Source organism: Anaerococcus jeddahensis, assembly GCF_001182725.1.
Lineage (GTDB): Bacteria > Bacillota > Clostridia > Tissierellales > Peptoniphilaceae > Anaerococcus > Anaerococcus jeddahensis.
Genome location: NZ_CWHU01000005.1, coordinates 366,011 through 382,758 on the forward strand (window position 1 = coordinate 366,011; position 16,748 = coordinate 382,758).

Annotated in this window: 16 protein-coding genes; 13 read left to right on the forward strand and 3 right to left on the reverse strand. The window is 28.6% G+C overall.

The genetic code is table 11. The annotated features are described in order from the left end of the window. Window positions 1-20 precede the first annotated feature (20 nt). The 10 genes from BN2087_RS04815 (at window position 21) to BN2087_RS04860 (ending at window position 9,518) form a co-directional block, all read left to right on the forward strand. On the forward strand, window positions 21-611 hold the full coding sequence (locus BN2087_RS04815) for a TVP38/TMEM64 family protein (protein WP_049690725.1): 591 nt from the start codon (window positions 21-23) through the stop codon (window positions 609-611). A gap of 64 nt (window positions 612-675) precedes the next feature. Further along, window positions 676-882, forward strand: coding sequence for a 50S ribosomal protein L31 (gene rpmE, locus BN2087_RS04820; protein WP_049690726.1), 207 nt, complete (start codon window positions 676-678; stop codon window positions 880-882). A 35-nt stretch (window positions 883-917) separates the two neighbouring features. Beyond that, a complete protein-coding gene (prmC, locus tag BN2087_RS04825) occupies window positions 918-1,709 on the forward strand; it encodes a peptide chain release factor N(5)-glutamine methyltransferase (RefSeq protein ID WP_049690727.1) in 792 nt (263 codons plus the stop codon). A 9-nt stretch (window positions 1,710-1,718) separates the two neighbouring features. Then, window positions 1,719-2,792 (forward strand): peptide chain release factor 1, encoded by a 1,074-nt coding sequence (gene prfA / locus BN2087_RS04830; RefSeq protein WP_049690728.1) that lies wholly within the window; start codon window positions 1,719-1,721, stop codon window positions 2,790-2,792. Continuing rightward, window positions 2,793-3,797 (forward strand): cation diffusion facilitator family transporter, encoded by a 1,005-nt coding sequence (locus tag BN2087_RS04835; protein ID WP_049690729.1) that lies wholly within the window; start codon window positions 2,793-2,795, stop codon window positions 3,795-3,797. Further along, window positions 3,769-4,806, forward strand: coding sequence for an L-threonylcarbamoyladenylate synthase (locus tag BN2087_RS04840; RefSeq protein WP_049690730.1), 1,038 nt, complete (start codon window positions 3,769-3,771; stop codon window positions 4,804-4,806). The genes BN2087_RS04835 and BN2087_RS04840 overlap by 29 nt, the downstream gene beginning before the upstream one ends. A gap of 10 nt (window positions 4,807-4,816) precedes the next feature. After that, window positions 4,817-5,446, forward strand: a complete 630-nt coding sequence (gene upp / locus BN2087_RS04845; protein ID WP_049690731.1) for a uracil phosphoribosyltransferase — start codon at window positions 4,817-4,819, stop codon at window positions 5,444-5,446. A gap of 9 nt (window positions 5,447-5,455) precedes the next feature. Beyond that, a complete protein-coding gene (murA, locus tag BN2087_RS04850; protein ID WP_049690732.1) occupies window positions 5,456-6,733 on the forward strand; it encodes a UDP-N-acetylglucosamine 1-carboxyvinyltransferase in 1,278 nt (425 codons plus the stop codon). A 2-nt stretch (window positions 6,734-6,735) separates the two neighbouring features. Further along, window positions 6,736-8,889, forward strand: coding sequence for an SF1B family DNA helicase RecD2 (gene recD2, locus BN2087_RS04855; protein ID WP_049690733.1), 2,154 nt, complete (start codon window positions 6,736-6,738; stop codon window positions 8,887-8,889). Then, a complete protein-coding gene (locus BN2087_RS04860; RefSeq protein WP_049690734.1) occupies window positions 8,886-9,518 on the forward strand; it encodes a ComF family protein in 633 nt (210 codons plus the stop codon). The genes recD2 and BN2087_RS04860 overlap by 4 nt, the downstream gene beginning before the upstream one ends. A 21-nt stretch (window positions 9,519-9,539) precedes the next feature. Here BN2087_RS04860 and scfB read toward each other — a convergent pair whose 3' ends face one another. The 3 genes from scfB to BN2087_RS04875 form a co-directional block, all read right to left on the reverse strand. Then, entirely contained in the window at window positions 9,540-10,925 is a 1,386-nt protein-coding gene (scfB, locus tag BN2087_RS04865) for a thioether cross-link-forming SCIFF peptide maturase (RefSeq protein ID WP_049690735.1), read from the reverse strand. 64 nt (window positions 10,926-10,989) lie between these two features. Further along, window positions 10,990-11,139, reverse strand: coding sequence for a six-cysteine ranthipeptide SCIFF (gene scfA, locus BN2087_RS04870; protein ID WP_004817312.1), 150 nt, complete (start codon window positions 11,137-11,139; stop codon window positions 10,990-10,992). Window positions 11,140-11,191: 52 nt separating this feature from the next. Then, the gene (locus tag BN2087_RS04875) at window positions 11,192-12,532 is read right to left on the reverse strand and encodes an aminotransferase class V-fold PLP-dependent enzyme (protein WP_049690736.1); all 1,341 of its coding nucleotides are present in this window, start codon (window positions 12,530-12,532) and stop codon (window positions 11,192-11,194) included. Between the two features lie 172 nt (window positions 12,533-12,704). Here BN2087_RS04875 and BN2087_RS04880 point away from each other — a divergent pair, with 172 nt between their 5' ends. From BN2087_RS04880 to BN2087_RS04890, 3 genes are all read left to right on the forward strand, one after another. Then, window positions 12,705-15,266 carry an alkaline phosphatase family protein gene (locus BN2087_RS04880; RefSeq protein WP_049690737.1) on the forward strand — a complete coding sequence of 854 codons (2,562 nt, stop codon included), beginning with the start codon at window positions 12,705-12,707 and terminating at the stop codon, window positions 15,264-15,266. A 92-nt stretch (window positions 15,267-15,358) separates the two neighbouring features. After that, entirely contained in the window at window positions 15,359-15,832 is a 474-nt protein-coding gene (locus BN2087_RS04885; RefSeq protein ID WP_049690738.1) for a COG2426 family protein, read from the forward strand. A gap of 9 nt (window positions 15,833-15,841) precedes the next feature. Then, window positions 15,842-16,747, forward strand: a complete 906-nt coding sequence (locus BN2087_RS04890) for an LCP family protein (protein ID WP_049690739.1) — start codon at window positions 15,842-15,844, stop codon at window positions 16,745-16,747. Window position 16,748 lies beyond the last annotated feature (1 nt).

The window sequence follows — 16,748 nt, forward strand, 5'->3', positions numbered from 1 at the left end:
TAATTAAGTTAGGAATTTTTATGAAAGTTAAAGCAAAAACTATTATAAATATTACAAGTATTCTTATAATTTTAATTTCCATTTATTTGGGTTATAAGGGTTATAAGATGGAAATATTTACATCTGTTGCAAGTCTTCAAAATTTTTTGCAACAATATGGAATTTGGGCTCCACTTATTTTTATGCTTTTGCAAATAATCCAAATTATAATTCCAGTGATACCTGGTGGAATTACTACAGCCTTTGGAGTCGTTATGTTTGGACCCTTGTGGGGTTTTGTCTATAATTATATTTCTATTTGTCTTGGTTCTATTATAGTATTTTTAATTTCAAGATTTTTTGGTAAGGAAGTTGTTCTTGCGATTTTTGGTGAAGAAAATTTCAAAAAATATGACAAGTGGTTAAATCACGAAAAATATGATAAATTTTTTGCTTGGGCGATTTTACTTCCAGTAGCACCTGATGATTTTTTGTGTTATTTTTCAGGACTTACCGATATGAAATTAATAACTTTTGTAAAAATAATTATTTTTTGTAAGCCTCCTTCAATATTTATTTATTCGATGGGACTTGTTTTAGGAATTAAAACAATATTTAAAAGTTTTGCTTGAAAGATAAATGTTCATATGGTATAATCATTATTGCTTATTGAAAGAGACAAGAAGAGGTGTTTATATGAAAAAAGAACTACATCCAGCATACCACCAAGCAAAAGTTACTTGCACATCATGTGGTAATGAATTTACTGTTGGATCAACAGAAGAAGAAATAAAAGTTGAAGTATGTTCACAATGCCATCCATTCTATACAGGAAAACAAAGATTTTCTGACCGTGGTGGTAATGTTGAAAAATTCAATAAAAAATATGGAAGAAATAAATAAGGTTAGGTATCTAACCTTATTTTTTATATGTATTTATGAAAATTAGAGATATTTTAGAAAAGAACAATGATGATTTGATCATTGCTCTTACATATTTATTAAATACAAAGAAAAATCTTTTGTTTTTGGACCAAGAAAAAGTTTTGGATAAAGAAATTGAAAGACAAATTTTAAAAATACAAGATAAGATTAATGAAGGATATCCACTCCAATATGCAATTGGCAAGTGGAATTTTTATGGTCTGGATTTATTGGTTGATAAAAGAGCTCTCATACCAAGGTATGAAACAGAAATTTTGGTTGATCTTATAATAAAAGATGAAAATAATAAGAAAAACATTCTTGATATAGGCACAGGAAGTGGAGCAATTTCTCTTGCTCTTTCAAAAAATCTTAAAGATTCTAAAATTCTTGGGGTAGATATATCAAAAGAAGCTATAGATCTTGCTAATGAAAATAAAATTAAGTTAAATATTAATAATGTAGAATTTAAGGAAAGTGATATATTTTCAAATATAAATGAAAAATTTGACATAATTGTCTCAAACCCACCTTATATTAATAAGAAAGATTTTGAAAATTTGGATGAGAAATTATCCTATGAACCTAAAAATGCTTTGTATGGTGGAGAAGATGGTCTTTGTTTTTATAAAGAAATTATTAAAAATGCAAAAAAATTTCTTAATAAAAATGGTAAAATATATCTAGAGATAGGTTATGATCAAAAAATTCCTATAACAAATTTACTAAAAGAATATGGATATAAGAATGTTGAGTCCTTTAAGGATTTTAATGATTTTGATAGAATAGTTAAGGCTTGTATCTAAGGAGGTTATATGTTAGAAAATCTAGAACATATGAGAGAAAATTTCAAAGAATTAGAAAAAAAACTTGCTGATCCTGAAGTTTTGTCAGATACAGACAGGTTTAAAAAAGTTTCAAGAGAATATAATCAATTAAAACCAATTGTTGAAAAATACACTCAAATTACAGATGCAGAAGATATGATAAATGAAAATACTGAGCTTTTAAAAGAAGCTGATGATAAAGAAATGATTGATCTTTTAAAATCTGAAATTGATGAAAATAAAAAAAATCTTGAAAAATACAATGAAGATTTAAAAATTTTACTTATTCCAACTGATCCTAACGATCACAAGGATGTAATTGTAGAAATTAGAGCGGGAGCCGGTGGAGAAGAAGCTGGTCTTTTTGCTGGAAATCTTTACAGAATGTATCATATGTATGCTGATAAACAAGGCTACAAAACTGAAGATATTGACGTATCAAGCCAAGGAATTGGCGGAATGAAAGAAGCTACCTTCATTGTAAGAGGCGAAGGAGCTTATTCAAAATTAAAATATGAATCTGGAGTTCACAGAGTACAAAGAGTTCCAGAAACAGAATCAGGTGGAAGAATTCACACATCAACAGCAACAGTTGCAGTTTTGCCAGAGGCTGATGAAGTCGACATAAAAATTGATCCAAATGATATTAGAACAGATGTATATAGGTCAAGTGGAAACGGGGGACAAAGTGTAAACACTACAGATTCAGCTGTAAGACTAACCCATATTCCAACAGGCCTTGTAGTAACTTGCCAAGATGAAAAATCTCAAATCAAAAATAAAGATAAGGCAATGAGAGTTTTAAGGGCAAGATTATATGAAATAGAAGAGCAAAAAAGACAAAAAGAAATTTCAGATAACAGAAAATCTCAAGTAGGAACTGGAGATAGGTCTGAAAGAATTAGAACTTACAATTATCCACAAGGAAGAATAACAGATCATAGGATAAATAAAACTATTTATCAATTAGATGATTTTTTAGATGGAAATATTGAAGAGATGATAGAATCTTTGATTACAGAAGACCAAACTAGAAAATTAAAGACAATGGGAGAGGATTAATTGTTTGAAATTCTTGCAAAAAGATTTGTAAAAAATTACCAGTCTATTGAAGATAAAAATGTAAGATTAAAATTAATCTCACTATCTGGACTTGTTGGAGTATTTTTAAATATATTTTTGTTTATAATAAAAATCACCATAGGATTGATAGCATCATCATCAGCAATTTTGGGAGATGCTTTTAACAATATGAGTGATGCTTTGACAAGCCTAATTACTTTAATAGGAGCAAAGGCAAGTAGTAAGCCTGCAGATAAAAACCACCCATATGGCCATGGAAGAAGTGAGTATATAGCAAGTTTTCTAGTCTCAATTCTTATTATGATTGTAGGATTCTTCTTGTTCACAAATTCTATAGAGAGTTTTAACAAGGGAAATTTACCAAAAATTTCAAGATTAAGTATAATGATTTTGATATTTTCCATGGGATTTAAGTTCTATATTTATTTTTTAAATAAAGGCTTAGACAAAAAATTAGATTCAAAATTAAATTTTGCTGTAATGATTGATGCAAGAAATGATATTCTTTCAACAATTTCAATAATAATTGCAGTGATTTTACAAAAATATATTAGTTTTAACCTAGATGCTTTACTTGGAATAATTCTTTCAATTATAGTATTTAAACCAGGTTTGGATTTATTTTTGGATACTATTGATAAGCTTTTGGGAAAAGGAATAAGCAGTGACCTTCACAAAAAAATTGAAGAAATAATTTTATCTGGAGATTTTATTCGTGGCTATCATGATTTAAAAATCCATGAATATGGACGAGGAAAACTTGTTGGAAGTTGTGATGTGGAAGTTCCTTCAAATATTAGTGTAGGAATTATGCATCAAGCAGTCACAAATGTCGAAATTAAGCTTCTAAAAGAGCTAAATATTTCTATAACCATTCACATGGATCCAACTTATTGCTTAATTGAAAACGATGAAAATAAAAAAATAATTGAAAATTTAAGAAAGTCAGTGAAAAATGCAAACAGAGATATTGAAAATAGATAGAGAAAATATAAATGAAGATATCCTAAACCATGCAGCTGATATTATAAAAAAAGGAGAGCTTGTAGCTTTCCCAACAGAGACAGTTTATGGATTGGGAGCAGATGGATTAAATCCAAGTGCAGCCAAGAAAATTTTTAAGGCAAAAAATAGGCCAGAAGACAATCCTTTAATTCTTCATATTGACGAAGATTATAAACTTGACGAATTAGTTGAAAAAGTTGACGATAGGACAAAATTTTTAATTAAAAATCTTTGGCCAGGTCCTCTTACAGTAATACTCAAAAAAAGCCCTATAATTCCTGATATAATTACAGGAGGTGGAGATACGGTTGCTGTTAGAAGACCAAAAGATAAACTTGCAAGAGAATTTATTAAATTTTGTGACACACCAATTGCAGCGCCTTCTGCAAATATTTCGGGAAGACCTTCCCCAACAAACGCAAAAGATGTTTATTTTGATATGAATGGAAGAATTCCTTTGATAATTGACGGAGGAAGTTCTGACATTGGAATTGAATCAACAGTAATAGATATGAGTTTGGAAAATCCTTGTATTTTAAGACCAGGCTATTACACTTATGAATATATTAAAAAATTTATTCCAAATGTATGTTTGGATGATTCTTTGGTTGATGATTCAAAAGTTCCAAGATCTCCTGGTCAAAAATATAAACATTATGCGCCAAAAGCAAAGATGAAAGTTTTTGTTGGAGATAAAAGTGTTGAAAAAATAGAAGATTTAGCTTTGAAATATAAAAATGAAGGCAAAAAAGTAGGAATATTAGTTTTTGATAAGGATACTGAAAAATTTTCTTCCTATACTACACTTTCTTTGGGAAACAGGGATAATTTAATTGAGATGAGCCATGTTCTTTTTGAAGCTCTTAGAGATTTGGACAGGAAAGGCGTTGATATAATTCTTGCCCAAGGAGTTGAAGACATTGGTCTTGGAAAGAGTATAATGAATAGGATGAAAAAATCAGCATCTGGAAATATTTTTAATGTGTAAAGGAGAAATGATGGGTAAAGTAACAGTTTTAGATCATCCAGTGATCAAACATAAAATTTCAATTTTAAGAGATAAAAATACAGGTTCTAATGAATTTAGATCAATAATCAGAGAAATTACTATTCTTTTAGCTTATGAAGCAAGTAAGGATTTTACTTTAGAAGAATATGATTTAGAAACACCAATTTGCAAAACAAAAGGCTATAGACTTTCAGGTAAAAAGCTAGGAATAATTCCAATTCTTAGGGCAGGTCTTGGTATGGTTGATGGATTAATTGAAGTTTTTCCAGCAGCAAGAGTTGGTCATATAGGAATGTACAGGGATGAAAAAACAATGAAACCTGTAGAATATTACTTGAAAATTCCTAAAGATTCTAATAAAAGAGATATGCTAGTAGTTGATCCAATGCTTGCAACAGGTGGTTCATCTTGCGATGCTATCCAAAGATTAAAAGAGAAAGGATGCACATCTTTAAAATTATTAAATATAATTGCAGCACCAGAAGGAATAAAAAAAGTTCAAGAAGAACATCCTGACGTAGATATTTATATAGCTCAATTAGATGAAAAATTAAATGATGATTGCTATATTGTTCCAGGACTTGGAGATGCTGGAGATAGATTATTTGGTACCAAATAAGGGGATAGTATGAGTAAAGAAGAAATATTAGTAGTAAAAGAAAACGGACCATTAAAGGGAGAAGTTTATATTTCTGGAGCAAAGAACTCAGCTCTTCCAATTCTTGCTGCAAGTCTTCTAGCTACAGAAGAAGTTATTTTAGACGAAGTTCCAAAGCTTAAAGACATAGAAGTAATGGTGGAAATTTTAAGAAGCTTAAATGCTAAAGTTGAATATATTTCTGAAACAAGTCTTAGAATTGATTCATCAAAGGTTGATAAATATGAAACCCCTTTTGACTTGATGGATAAAATGAGAGCATCATTCATTGTGATGGGTCCACTTTTATCAAGATTTGGCCATGCAATAACAAAGGCTCCGGGTGGATGTAATATTGGAAAAAGACCAATTGATTTGCATTTAAAAGGTTTTGAAGCTCTTGGCGCAGAAACTATCATGAGTCATGAAGAAATATCTTCAAAAACAAAAAATGGATTAAAAGGAGATATAATTTATTTAGATTTCCCTTCAGTTGGTGCAACTGAAAATATTATGATGGCAGCGACTATGGCAGAAGGTGAAACTGTAATTGAAAACGCAGCGAAAGAGCCGGAAATTGTAGACCTTGCTTCATTTTTATCAAAAATGGGAGCAAGTATAATTGGGGCTGGAACATCTAATATTACTATTAAAGGTGTAGAAAAATTAAGAGGAACAAGACACACCATAGTTCCAGATAGGATTGAGGCTGCAACTTATATGCTTGCAGCAGCTATTACTGGTGGAGATATTTTGGTGAAAAATGTATTAGGTTCCCATATCAGACCTATTATTGCAAAATTAATTGAAATGGGTGCACAAGTTGAAGAAATTGAAGATGAAGATATGATTAGGGTAAAGGCTAATGGAAAATTAAAATCTACAAATATTAAAACCCTTCCTTATCCAGGTTTTCCTACAGATGCTCAATCTCAATTTATGGCTTTAATGACAGTTTGTAAAGGTGAATCATCAGTTGTAGAAACTGTTTTTGAAAATAGGTTTATGCACGTTGATGAGCTTAAAAAAATGGGAGCTGCAATAATTACTGAAGGAAACAGGGCAGCAATTGTTGGAGTTGATAAACTTCATGGAGCTGAAGTAAAAGCTACAGATTTAAGAGCAGGAGCAGCTTTAATTCTTGCAGGCCTTGTAGCAGATGGAGAAACAAAAATCTCTGATATTTATCATATCGATAGGGGATATAGTTATCTAATTGAAAAGTTTACAAAACTTGGAGCTCTTATTGAAAGAAAACAGGTAAATTAATAATGAAATTTGAAGGCATAATTAAAAGTATAATTTATAGAAATGAAGAAAATGGATACACAGTTTTATCCTTAGAAACTTCTGATTCACCTATAACTTGTACTGGTATTATGCCTTTTTTTAATGAAAATGATCAAATTATTCTTGAAGGGGAATTAATTTATCATGATAAATATGGAGAACAAATTAATGTAGAAAATGCCAGAATAAAAAAGCCTTCTGGTAAAAAAGCAATTATTTCCTATCTTTCTAGTGGAAATATTGATTCAATTGGCAAAAAAACTGCTGAATTAATTTATGAAAAATTTGGTGACCAAGCAATCGACATTGTTTTTAATAATCCTAGTAAACTTTTATCTATTCAAGGAATTGGAAAGAAAAAACTTGAAAAAATAAAAGAATCTACACTTGAAGCTAAAGATAGCAGAGAAGCTTTACTATATCTTCAAGGTCTAAATATTTCGTTTAATTTGGCAAATAAAATTTATAAGGCCTATGGCGATAATACAATTTCTATTGTAAAAACAAATCCTTATAAATTATCTGAAGATATTTCTGGAATTGGTTTTGTAATGGCTGATAATATTGCAATAAATATGCAAATGAAAAATGATTCTAAATTTAGAATTTCAGCAGCTATTTCCTATATTTTAAAAAATGATGCAGAAATGAGCGGGTCTTGTGCCATTAAAAAAGAAGATTTGATAAATAAAACTTTTGACTTGATAAAAGTCGATAAAAATAAAATAAATGAACAAATTAATGAAGATCTTTTAAAATCAAAAATTCAAATAATAAAAATTGCTGAAGACGAGTTTGTTTATGATAAGGATATTTACAAGGCAGAAAAATCTACAGCAATTAATCTTTCTAGACTTCAAAATGAAAAATATATATTTGATATAGAAATTAATGAAGATTTGGATGCTTTTTCAAAAGAACAAGAAATTGCCATTAAAGAGGCATTTAATAATATGCTTTTGGTAATTACTGGAGGTCCAGGAACTGGAAAAACCACAATTATTAAGGCGATTTGTAATATTTTGGATGAAAATGGACTAAAATTTAATCTTGCAGCTCCAACTGGAAGGGCTGCAAAAAGAATGCAAGAATCTACAGAAAATTCTGCTCTTACAATTCATAGACTTATTGGAATTAAACCAGACAGCTCAATCCCAGAATACAATGAAGAAAATCCTTTGGAATGTGATTATGTAATTGTCGATGAGGCATCAATGATTGATATAAAATTAATGAACAAATTATTAAAATCTTTGTCAACTAATACAGCCTTAATTTTGGTTGGAGATCACAATCAACTTCCAAGTGTTGGACCTGGAAATGTCTTAAAAGATATTTTGGATACGGATATAAAATCTGTTAGACTTAAAAAAATATTTAGACAGGCCAAGGAAAGCAATATTGTTGTAAATGCTCACAGGATAAATGATGGTTTGTATCCAATTTTAAACCAAAAAAATAAGGATTTTTTCTTTATAGATTCAAATACTAAAAATTTTGAAAAAAATTTGCTTGATTTGGTTAAGTTTAGGCTTCCAAATTATTATAAGCTTGACCCAATTAATGATATTCAAATTCTTGCTCCAGGTAAAAAATCTTTGTGGGGTGTGGTAAATATTAATGATCTTTGCCAAAATGAATTAAATAAAAATCCAAATTCTATTAAAATTAATAATAAAATTTTCAAATTAAATGATAAGGTAATGCAGGTTAGAAATAATTATGATTTAATAAGTCTTGATCCTGGAAATTTTGAAGATGGGGTTTACAATGGAGACATTGGAAGAATTATTGATATTGATAAGGATAGAGAAGAATTGAAAGTTGAATTTTATGATGGAAATATTGTATCTTACAAAAAAGAAGATATTAAGGATTTAGATTTGTCTTATGCAATTACTATTCATAAATCTCAAGGATCTGAATTTGATTGTGTTTTAATTCCAATGATGAGTGCAGCCTATATGCTTTTAAATAGAAATTTATTGTATACAGCTATTACAAGAGCGAAAAAATTGGTGATTTTGCTGGGAGAAAAAAGAATTTTAAAACAAATGGTAAGAAATAATAATGAGTCAAAAAGATTAACTAATTTGAGTTTTTGGATAAAAGAATTGTCAGAGGCCTTAAAATGATTGATGATTTATTATTTTTGGATGATAATTTGTGCCTTTTTTGCAAGGAAGAGGAGAGGAAAAAATTTTTCTTGTGTGAAAATTGCCTTTCAAAACTTGATTATGTTGACAATGAATTTGAAATTTTAAAATATAAGGCTAGGGCCTTATATTTTTATAATTCTTTTATAGCCCACTTAATTTCTGATTATAAATTTAATAGAAATACTTCTTTGTATAAGGTTTTTGGTCAAATGCTTTATGAATTTTTAAAGGAGAAGAATATGGATGATTTTGATTATATTTTGACTTGTCCTTCATCAAATTCCGTTTTAAATTTAAGAGGTTTTGACCATATAAAATTAATCTGTGATTATTTTATAAAAGATACTAATATGACCTATCTTAAAGGTTTTAAAAAAATTAAAAACACAAAAGCCCAACACAAATTATCCCTTGAAGATAGGGCAAAAAATTTGAGAAATTCTTTTGAATTTAGGGGAGATTTGACTGAAAAAAAGGTTTTAATTTTTGATGATATTATTACAAGCTCAAATACAGTAAAAGAAATTATAAGAACAATAGAAAAATCAAATCCAAAAAAAATTGAAGCTATCGCCATAGCCTCAAGTCATAGGGTAAAAAAATAAGGTGCGAAGACACCTTATTTTTTATGCATTTTCTTTTTCATTTTCTTTTAAAAATTCGTGGATTTTTACGGCTAGGGCCATTTCTATTCTTTTTTTGAAGACTTTACAACCATAATCGTAAATTTTATTTATATCGCCACCTGCATTATAATTATTTGCTGCGCAGCCTCCTGAACAATACATTTGTGCCCAGCAGTCCTTGCATTTTTCTTGGCTATATAAATTATTTTTCTTAAAGTCTTTGATTATTTCTGGTTTTTTAATTCCTTCAAAGACATTTCCTATTTTAAATTCATCGTTTCCAACAAATTGGTGGCAAGGGAAGAGGTCTCCTGTTGGAGTTACTGCCATGTATTCTGATCCTGATCCACATCCAGAAATTCTCTTGTAAACGCAAGGACCATTGTTTAAATCTATCATATAATGATAGAAAATAAATTTATCATCCTTATCAATTGCATCAATCAACATATCTGCAAGTTTTTCATATTCTTGGTAAATTCTTGGAAGGTGTTCTTCTTTTAAAGCATAATCTTCTTCATTATTTCCAACAACTGGTTCAAGTGATGTTCTTTTAAAGCCTAAATCTAAATAAGTTTTTATATCTTCAGTAAAATCTAAATTATTAGCAGTAAAGGTTCCTCTCATGTAATATTCCTTGTCCCCACGAGATTTTACTAATTTTTGAAAATTTGGAACAATTTTATCGAAAGATCCTCTTCCATCAGCAGTTTTCCTAAACTCATCGTGTTTTTCCTTTCTTCCGTCAAGAGAAAGCACAACATTTTTCATATTTTCATTAAGATATTCAATTTTTTCATCATCCAAAAGCATTCCATTTGTGGTCAAAGTGAAATTAAAATGCTTATTAAATTCTTTTTCTTTGCTTCTTGTATAATCAACGGTATTTTTTACCAAATCCCAATTTAAAAGGGGTTCTCCACCAAAAAAATCTATATCTAAATTATAGTGAGATCCAGAATTTTCCAAAAGAAAATCTATGGCTTTTTTTGAAACTTCTTCTGTCATGAATGCTTCAGGACCATGGTAACGACCTTCTTTTGCAAAGCAATACTGGCAAGATAAATTACAAGTGTGACTTACATTTAAGCACATTGCCTTAAGGTAAGTTTTTCTTTTGTCCAAATCTATTGTCAAATCTTTAAAATCATCTTCTGAAAATAAAACTTTCTCTGTTACTAAATTTTTAACCTCTTCAAAGGCTTCATCAAATTGTTCCTTATTTATTTTGTGAAGACCCATAATTTCTTTTTCAATTTCATCTTTTTCTATATTTTTATTTAAAAGGTCAATAATATCGTAGGAAATTTCATCAACCAAGTGAACTGATCCAGAATAAACATCCAAAACAATATTGTAGCCCTTTGCCTTATATTGGTGTATCATTATCTCTCCTTAATTTATAGTAAAATAGTAAGAATTATCCAATAAAAAAATAAGGGGCTTGCCCTTATTTATTTTTTGTGTTAACACATTCTTGGTTAGCAACTCCACAAGATGTTTTGCAAGCTGATTGGCAAGATGTTTGACATTCGCCACAGCCGCCGTCTTTTTTGCTTTTGTGAAGATTTCTTGTATTCAAAGTAATAATTCTTTTCATATGTATCTCCTTTTTTTCTATAGATTTATAATATCAAAAGAGGCCATTTTTGTCAATTTATAAGAGGAATTGAAAAATCATCTAAAGATAGGTCAAAGCCAATGGAATCAAGGTATTTTATTTGGTCAATTATTTTTTGATTTATAATCTCGCCAGGAATTAAAAGAGGAATACCAGGCGGATAGGCGTAAACATATGCAGCTGAAATTTTCCCTTGAGATTTTTCTATCTTATCAAGATGATTTTCTTTTAAAAAACTTTCACTAATAGAATATTTTTTCTCGCATTCTACAAAGTCAAAAGAAAAATCAGATTTTTTGTACTTTATTCTTTTATCAATTTTTATAAGGGCATTTTTTAACCTGTCAAAACCTTCTTTTGTATCAAAAATACTGGAAATTAAAATCACATAGGTCGCACTTGCCATCTCAATTTCAATTTTTTCTTTATATAATAAATCTGCAAGGTCATTTCCATTTATGTTTGTATTTTTGCAAGAAATAAGAATTTTTGAAATATCCTTACTTTTAAAATTTATAAATTTTAAATTTTTAAGCTTAGTTTGATACAAGGAATTTAAATTTACAACTAAGTCATCCCAAAGGTCAAAAAAACTTGGGAATTTATTAATCATATCATCAATTGACCCACTTATAAGGTAAGATGGGGAAGATGTTTGAAAAATCGCCATATTTCTTCTGATTTCTTTTGTATCAATTTTTTTGTTTTTTATAATAATTCCACTTGCAGGAGTAAGGGCAGACAAATTTTTGTGAAAAGATGTAATGGCAAGGTCATAGGAAAAATTATCTTTATAAGCTGACAAAATTGTATGAGATCCGTGAGCCATATCAATAATTAAAAAAATATTTTTATCCCCAATTATTTTTTTAAATTTTTTCAAATCGACCATATAGCCCTCATAGGAAGGAGAAGTTATAAAAATTAAAGAATAAGAATTTTTCTCAATTTTTTCCTTTAAATCTTCATAATCAATATCGTATGCCATATCATTTTCATCAATTTTTACTTTTATATAGTCAGGATCAAGATCAAAAACCTCAATAGCATTAAAAACAGACTTGTGAGAATTTCTTTGGACAAGGATTTTTTTATTATTTTTTGTAAGTGCCCTAAGAGTTGCAAGAATTCCACAAGTTGAACCATTTGTTGAAATTATAAAATCATTAGCATCATAAATTTGGGCTAGCTTTTTTTCCATATTTTTAAAAAGACTTTTTGGATTATTTAAATTGTCAAAATCCCTAATTTCAGTAATATCCCTATCGTAAGAAATTTTTTTATTTAAAAATTTTTTATTTCTCTTATGACCTGGCATGGCAAAGGGATAATAATCTTCTTTTATATATAAATCTAATTTTTCATTTAGCATTTTTTTATCCTTTCTATTAAAAATATTATACTACAAAAATTTTTTTAATTTTTTTAAAAAGAAGACATGATATTTACATAATCAGTGATATAATGTATAATTGTATCGAAAAAGTTAACATAAACTTAACATCTTATAAATACAAAATTAATATTAGAAAAGCGAGGAAAAAATGAATAGAGACAAAAAATTGAAAATTTCTTCATTTGTCATATCTTTAATAATAATGCTTTTTATGCAAAGCTTTATAGAAGATTTCTCTTACAAAGTTTATACAAATGAAAATATAGAAATTAGTCAAATTGAACCTGTTAGCCAATATTCTGATAATTTTAAAATAAATTCTATTTATGTTGGCGACAAATTATTAGACCTTAATAAGGTTGATATAAAAGGTTGGACAAAAGCAAAAACTAAAACAGGTTATCCAATCCAAACAAATGGTTATAGCAAGGATAATAAATTATCAATTAAACCAAGCCCAAGCTTGATGTTTAATAAGTTAAGCGTAAATTTTGAAACAAGCCCAAAATATTCTACAGCAGTTATGACTTATCTAAAAGATCATACAATGACAATGTATGCAAGCTCATCTGATAATAGATCATATGTAGATATAAATTACACAGACTTTATATCAATTCTTACACAAACATTGATTTTTATCGGATCTATTATTCTATTTTCTTTCTTTATTTATAATTTAATGAGAAGAATAGAAGAAGCTTCTGATAAGAAAAAAGAAATTTTATACCTAGGAAAAGATTATATTTTAAACTTTATAATCTTGGGCGTATCTATTTTTGGACTTAGCAAATTAAAAGCTCACGTTCCAGACGAAGAATTTTTCACTTTCTTCAATGCCCCATATAGTTACCATGATTTAATTTCTTTTATTTCAATAGTATTTTTGGCATCACTTGGAATAAAAAGTATTTATAAAAGAAAATCTAATATCAAATCCCTTGATATTACAAATTGGATTTTATTTATCCTAAATCCATTTATGTCATTTTATATATTAGAATCTGCTTACAATCCAAATTTTGGATCAATGGAGCTTATTTATATTTTAATAAATGCCCTAATCCTATTTTTGATTCAAGTTTTAATATATATAGTAATCAGAAAAAAAAGATTATCAATGATTTTTATCTTGGTTTTATCAATTGCTTTTGGTATAGCAAATGATGCCTTATATATTTTGAGAGATTCACCACTTATTCCAGCCTTTTTGGGATCCCTTGGTGTAGCAGCAGATGTTGCAAAAGATACAGTAATCCAATTAAACGGTCATTCCTTAATGGCATTTTCACTAGCTAGTTTGTGGTTGTTAATAATTTCTTCAATAAATGAAGGAAAAATTAAAATTTCAAAATTATCTTATGTGAAACAATTGGCAGGATATTCTGCAATTTTTGCCTTAATTACAGTTGTTAGTGTAAATTATTTTATAAAACAAAATGGTGTAGGAGTAAACTTGTGGAGACCATCTAGAACTTATTATGTGGAAGGTTCACCTTATAGTTTCTATAGAATATTAGCAAACCAAATTATAACTGCTCCAAAAGGATTTGATGAAAAAGAAGTTGAAAATACACTTGAAGAATATTACAACAAAGACATAGGAACAAAAGACAATAAAAAACCAAATATTGTAATTATACAATCAGAAGCTCTAGCAGATTATTATGGAAAAGGAAATTTAAAATTAAGTGAAAACCCAATTGCCTTCCAAAGATCTCTTGATGAAAATGCAATTCAAGGAAATGCATATGTTTCAGTATTGGGTGGAGGAACAGTTAATTCAGAATATGAAACTTTAACTTCAGTTCCATTGACTTTCTTCCCGCTAGGAGCATATCCTTTCCAACAATACGTAAAAGAAGGACATACATCTGTTGCGAGAGTTTTAGAAGACCAAGGTTATCAAACATTTATTACTCATCCAAATAAACCAACAAACTACTCAAGACAAGAAGCATGGCCAAATTTAGGATTTAAAAATATTGCATTTTTGGGTGACTATGATAATAGTCCAGAAAGTTTTGAACCAACAAATGGCTTTATGAAAGATTCAGTAGCTTTTGATAAAATTAAAGAACAATTTGAAAAAAAACCTGCTGACACACCATTATTTGCTTATCTTGTTACAATGCAAAACCATGGTGGATATACTTCAAATGTTCCTGGTAAAATAAAAGTATTAAATGAAAACAATGGTGACGATCAAGGTGCAAGCCATTATGTTAATTTATTAAAAAAATCCGATGAGGATTTAAAAAATCTTGTAGAATATTTCAAGTCCTACAAAGAGCCTACAATTATTTGTATTTTTGGTGATCACCAACCTCAAAATTACGATGTGTTTATGAAATTGATAAAATCAAGTGATAATTATACGAATAAAGACGTATTTTATACTCCATTAACTATTTGGGCAAACTACGATATTGATGAAGAAAAAGATGTGAATTTATCTGTTAATTACCTAACACCATACTTATTGGAAAAAGCTGGTGGAATTAAATTATCAGCTTATCAAAAATATATGTTAGATATGCACAAGGACTACCCTATCATTTCAACAAAACAAATATTTAATAACGAAGGTCTTGAAGTAAGTAAAGATGAACAGTTCCAAAAAAGAAATAATAAATTAAATTCATTAATTTATTATGAAATGAAGCAAGACTCAAAATCAGACAAATATTTTAATAAGGCTTCAAAATAAAATTTTCCGAAATCAAGTAAAACTTGGTTTCGGTTTTTTTGTTGATCAAATAATGTGATATAATAATTACAAAAAGAAAAGAAGGGGAATTAATGCAAAATCTAATAGATTTAATTAGATCGACTTTTTCTAATGAGATAGCTTTATTAATTATTAGTATGCTACCATTAATTGAGCTTAAAGGTTCAATACCTATAGGACTTGCTATGGGATTTAAACCAATAAATGCTTATTTATATTCAATTATTGGATCAACAATACCTGCAATTTTTATTCTTTTGTGGATTATGCCAATTATTTCTTATATGAAAACAAAAGATAGTTTAAAAAAATTAGCAGGTTGGGCAGAAAAAAAAGCGAAAAAAAAAGAAGGAAATATAAAAAAATATGAATATTTAGGCTTGTTTTTATTTGTAGCCATTCCTTTACCAGGAACTGGAGTTTGGATGGGATCTTTAATTGCATCAATTCTTGGCTTAAATAAGAAAAAATCTTTACTTATAATAGCTTTAGGAAATCTAATAGCTGGCCTAATTATTTATACTTTTTCAAGTTTTTTCTTTTAAGGAGAATAGATGAAAATTAAAAAAATAATTTTAAAAGTACTATTAATCTTACTGATGATAATTACAGTATTTGCTGCTTTTACACTAATCAAAGGATTTATTTCATCACAAGTTGTAAATGATGAAAATAAATTTAGCGGGAATGATCTTTCAAGTGGAAATAATATTAAACAAAAAAATAAGGATGAATTGTTATTTCTTTTTGCAGGGGTTGATTCAACAGGAGAAAAAGTAAATACGAGAACAGATACTCTCATGCTTGTTTTAATGAATAAAAGTAATAAAACCATAGATATAATTTCCATTCCAAGAGATACAAGGGTAAATGTTGATGGAAATCTTAATAAAATTAATGCAGCTCATTCCTACGGAGGAATGGGAGATACAATTAGAACTGTAAGAGATTTTTTGTATATAGATCTTGATTATTATGCAGAAATTAGTTTTAAGGCAGTAGAGGATGGAGTAGATAAATTGGGAGGAGTCGATATAGATGTCCCCGAACAAATTGCTGAGGCCCAAGAAATCGAGCCTGGCCTTCACCATTTCAATGGAAAAGAAGCTCTTGATTATTGTAGATTTAGAAAAGGCTATGCAAATGCAGATTTGGGTAGAATTTCTTGCCAACAAGATTTTGTCGTACAATTTATAAAAAATATGACAAAAGTTAAAAATATAATTAAAATTCCAGGAGTAATTTCAAAGGTTAATGAAAATATGGATTCAAATATAAAAATGTCAACAATTTTATCTTTTGCTTGGGCTTTTAGAAATATTGATGATGCAGAAATAAATACTCAAACAATACCAGGTTATCCTGATATGATAGATGGAATTTCTTATTATATACCAGACAATGAGGCGACTATAGATATTAGAAATAAAATATTGTACAATTATTTATTAGGAGAGTAAA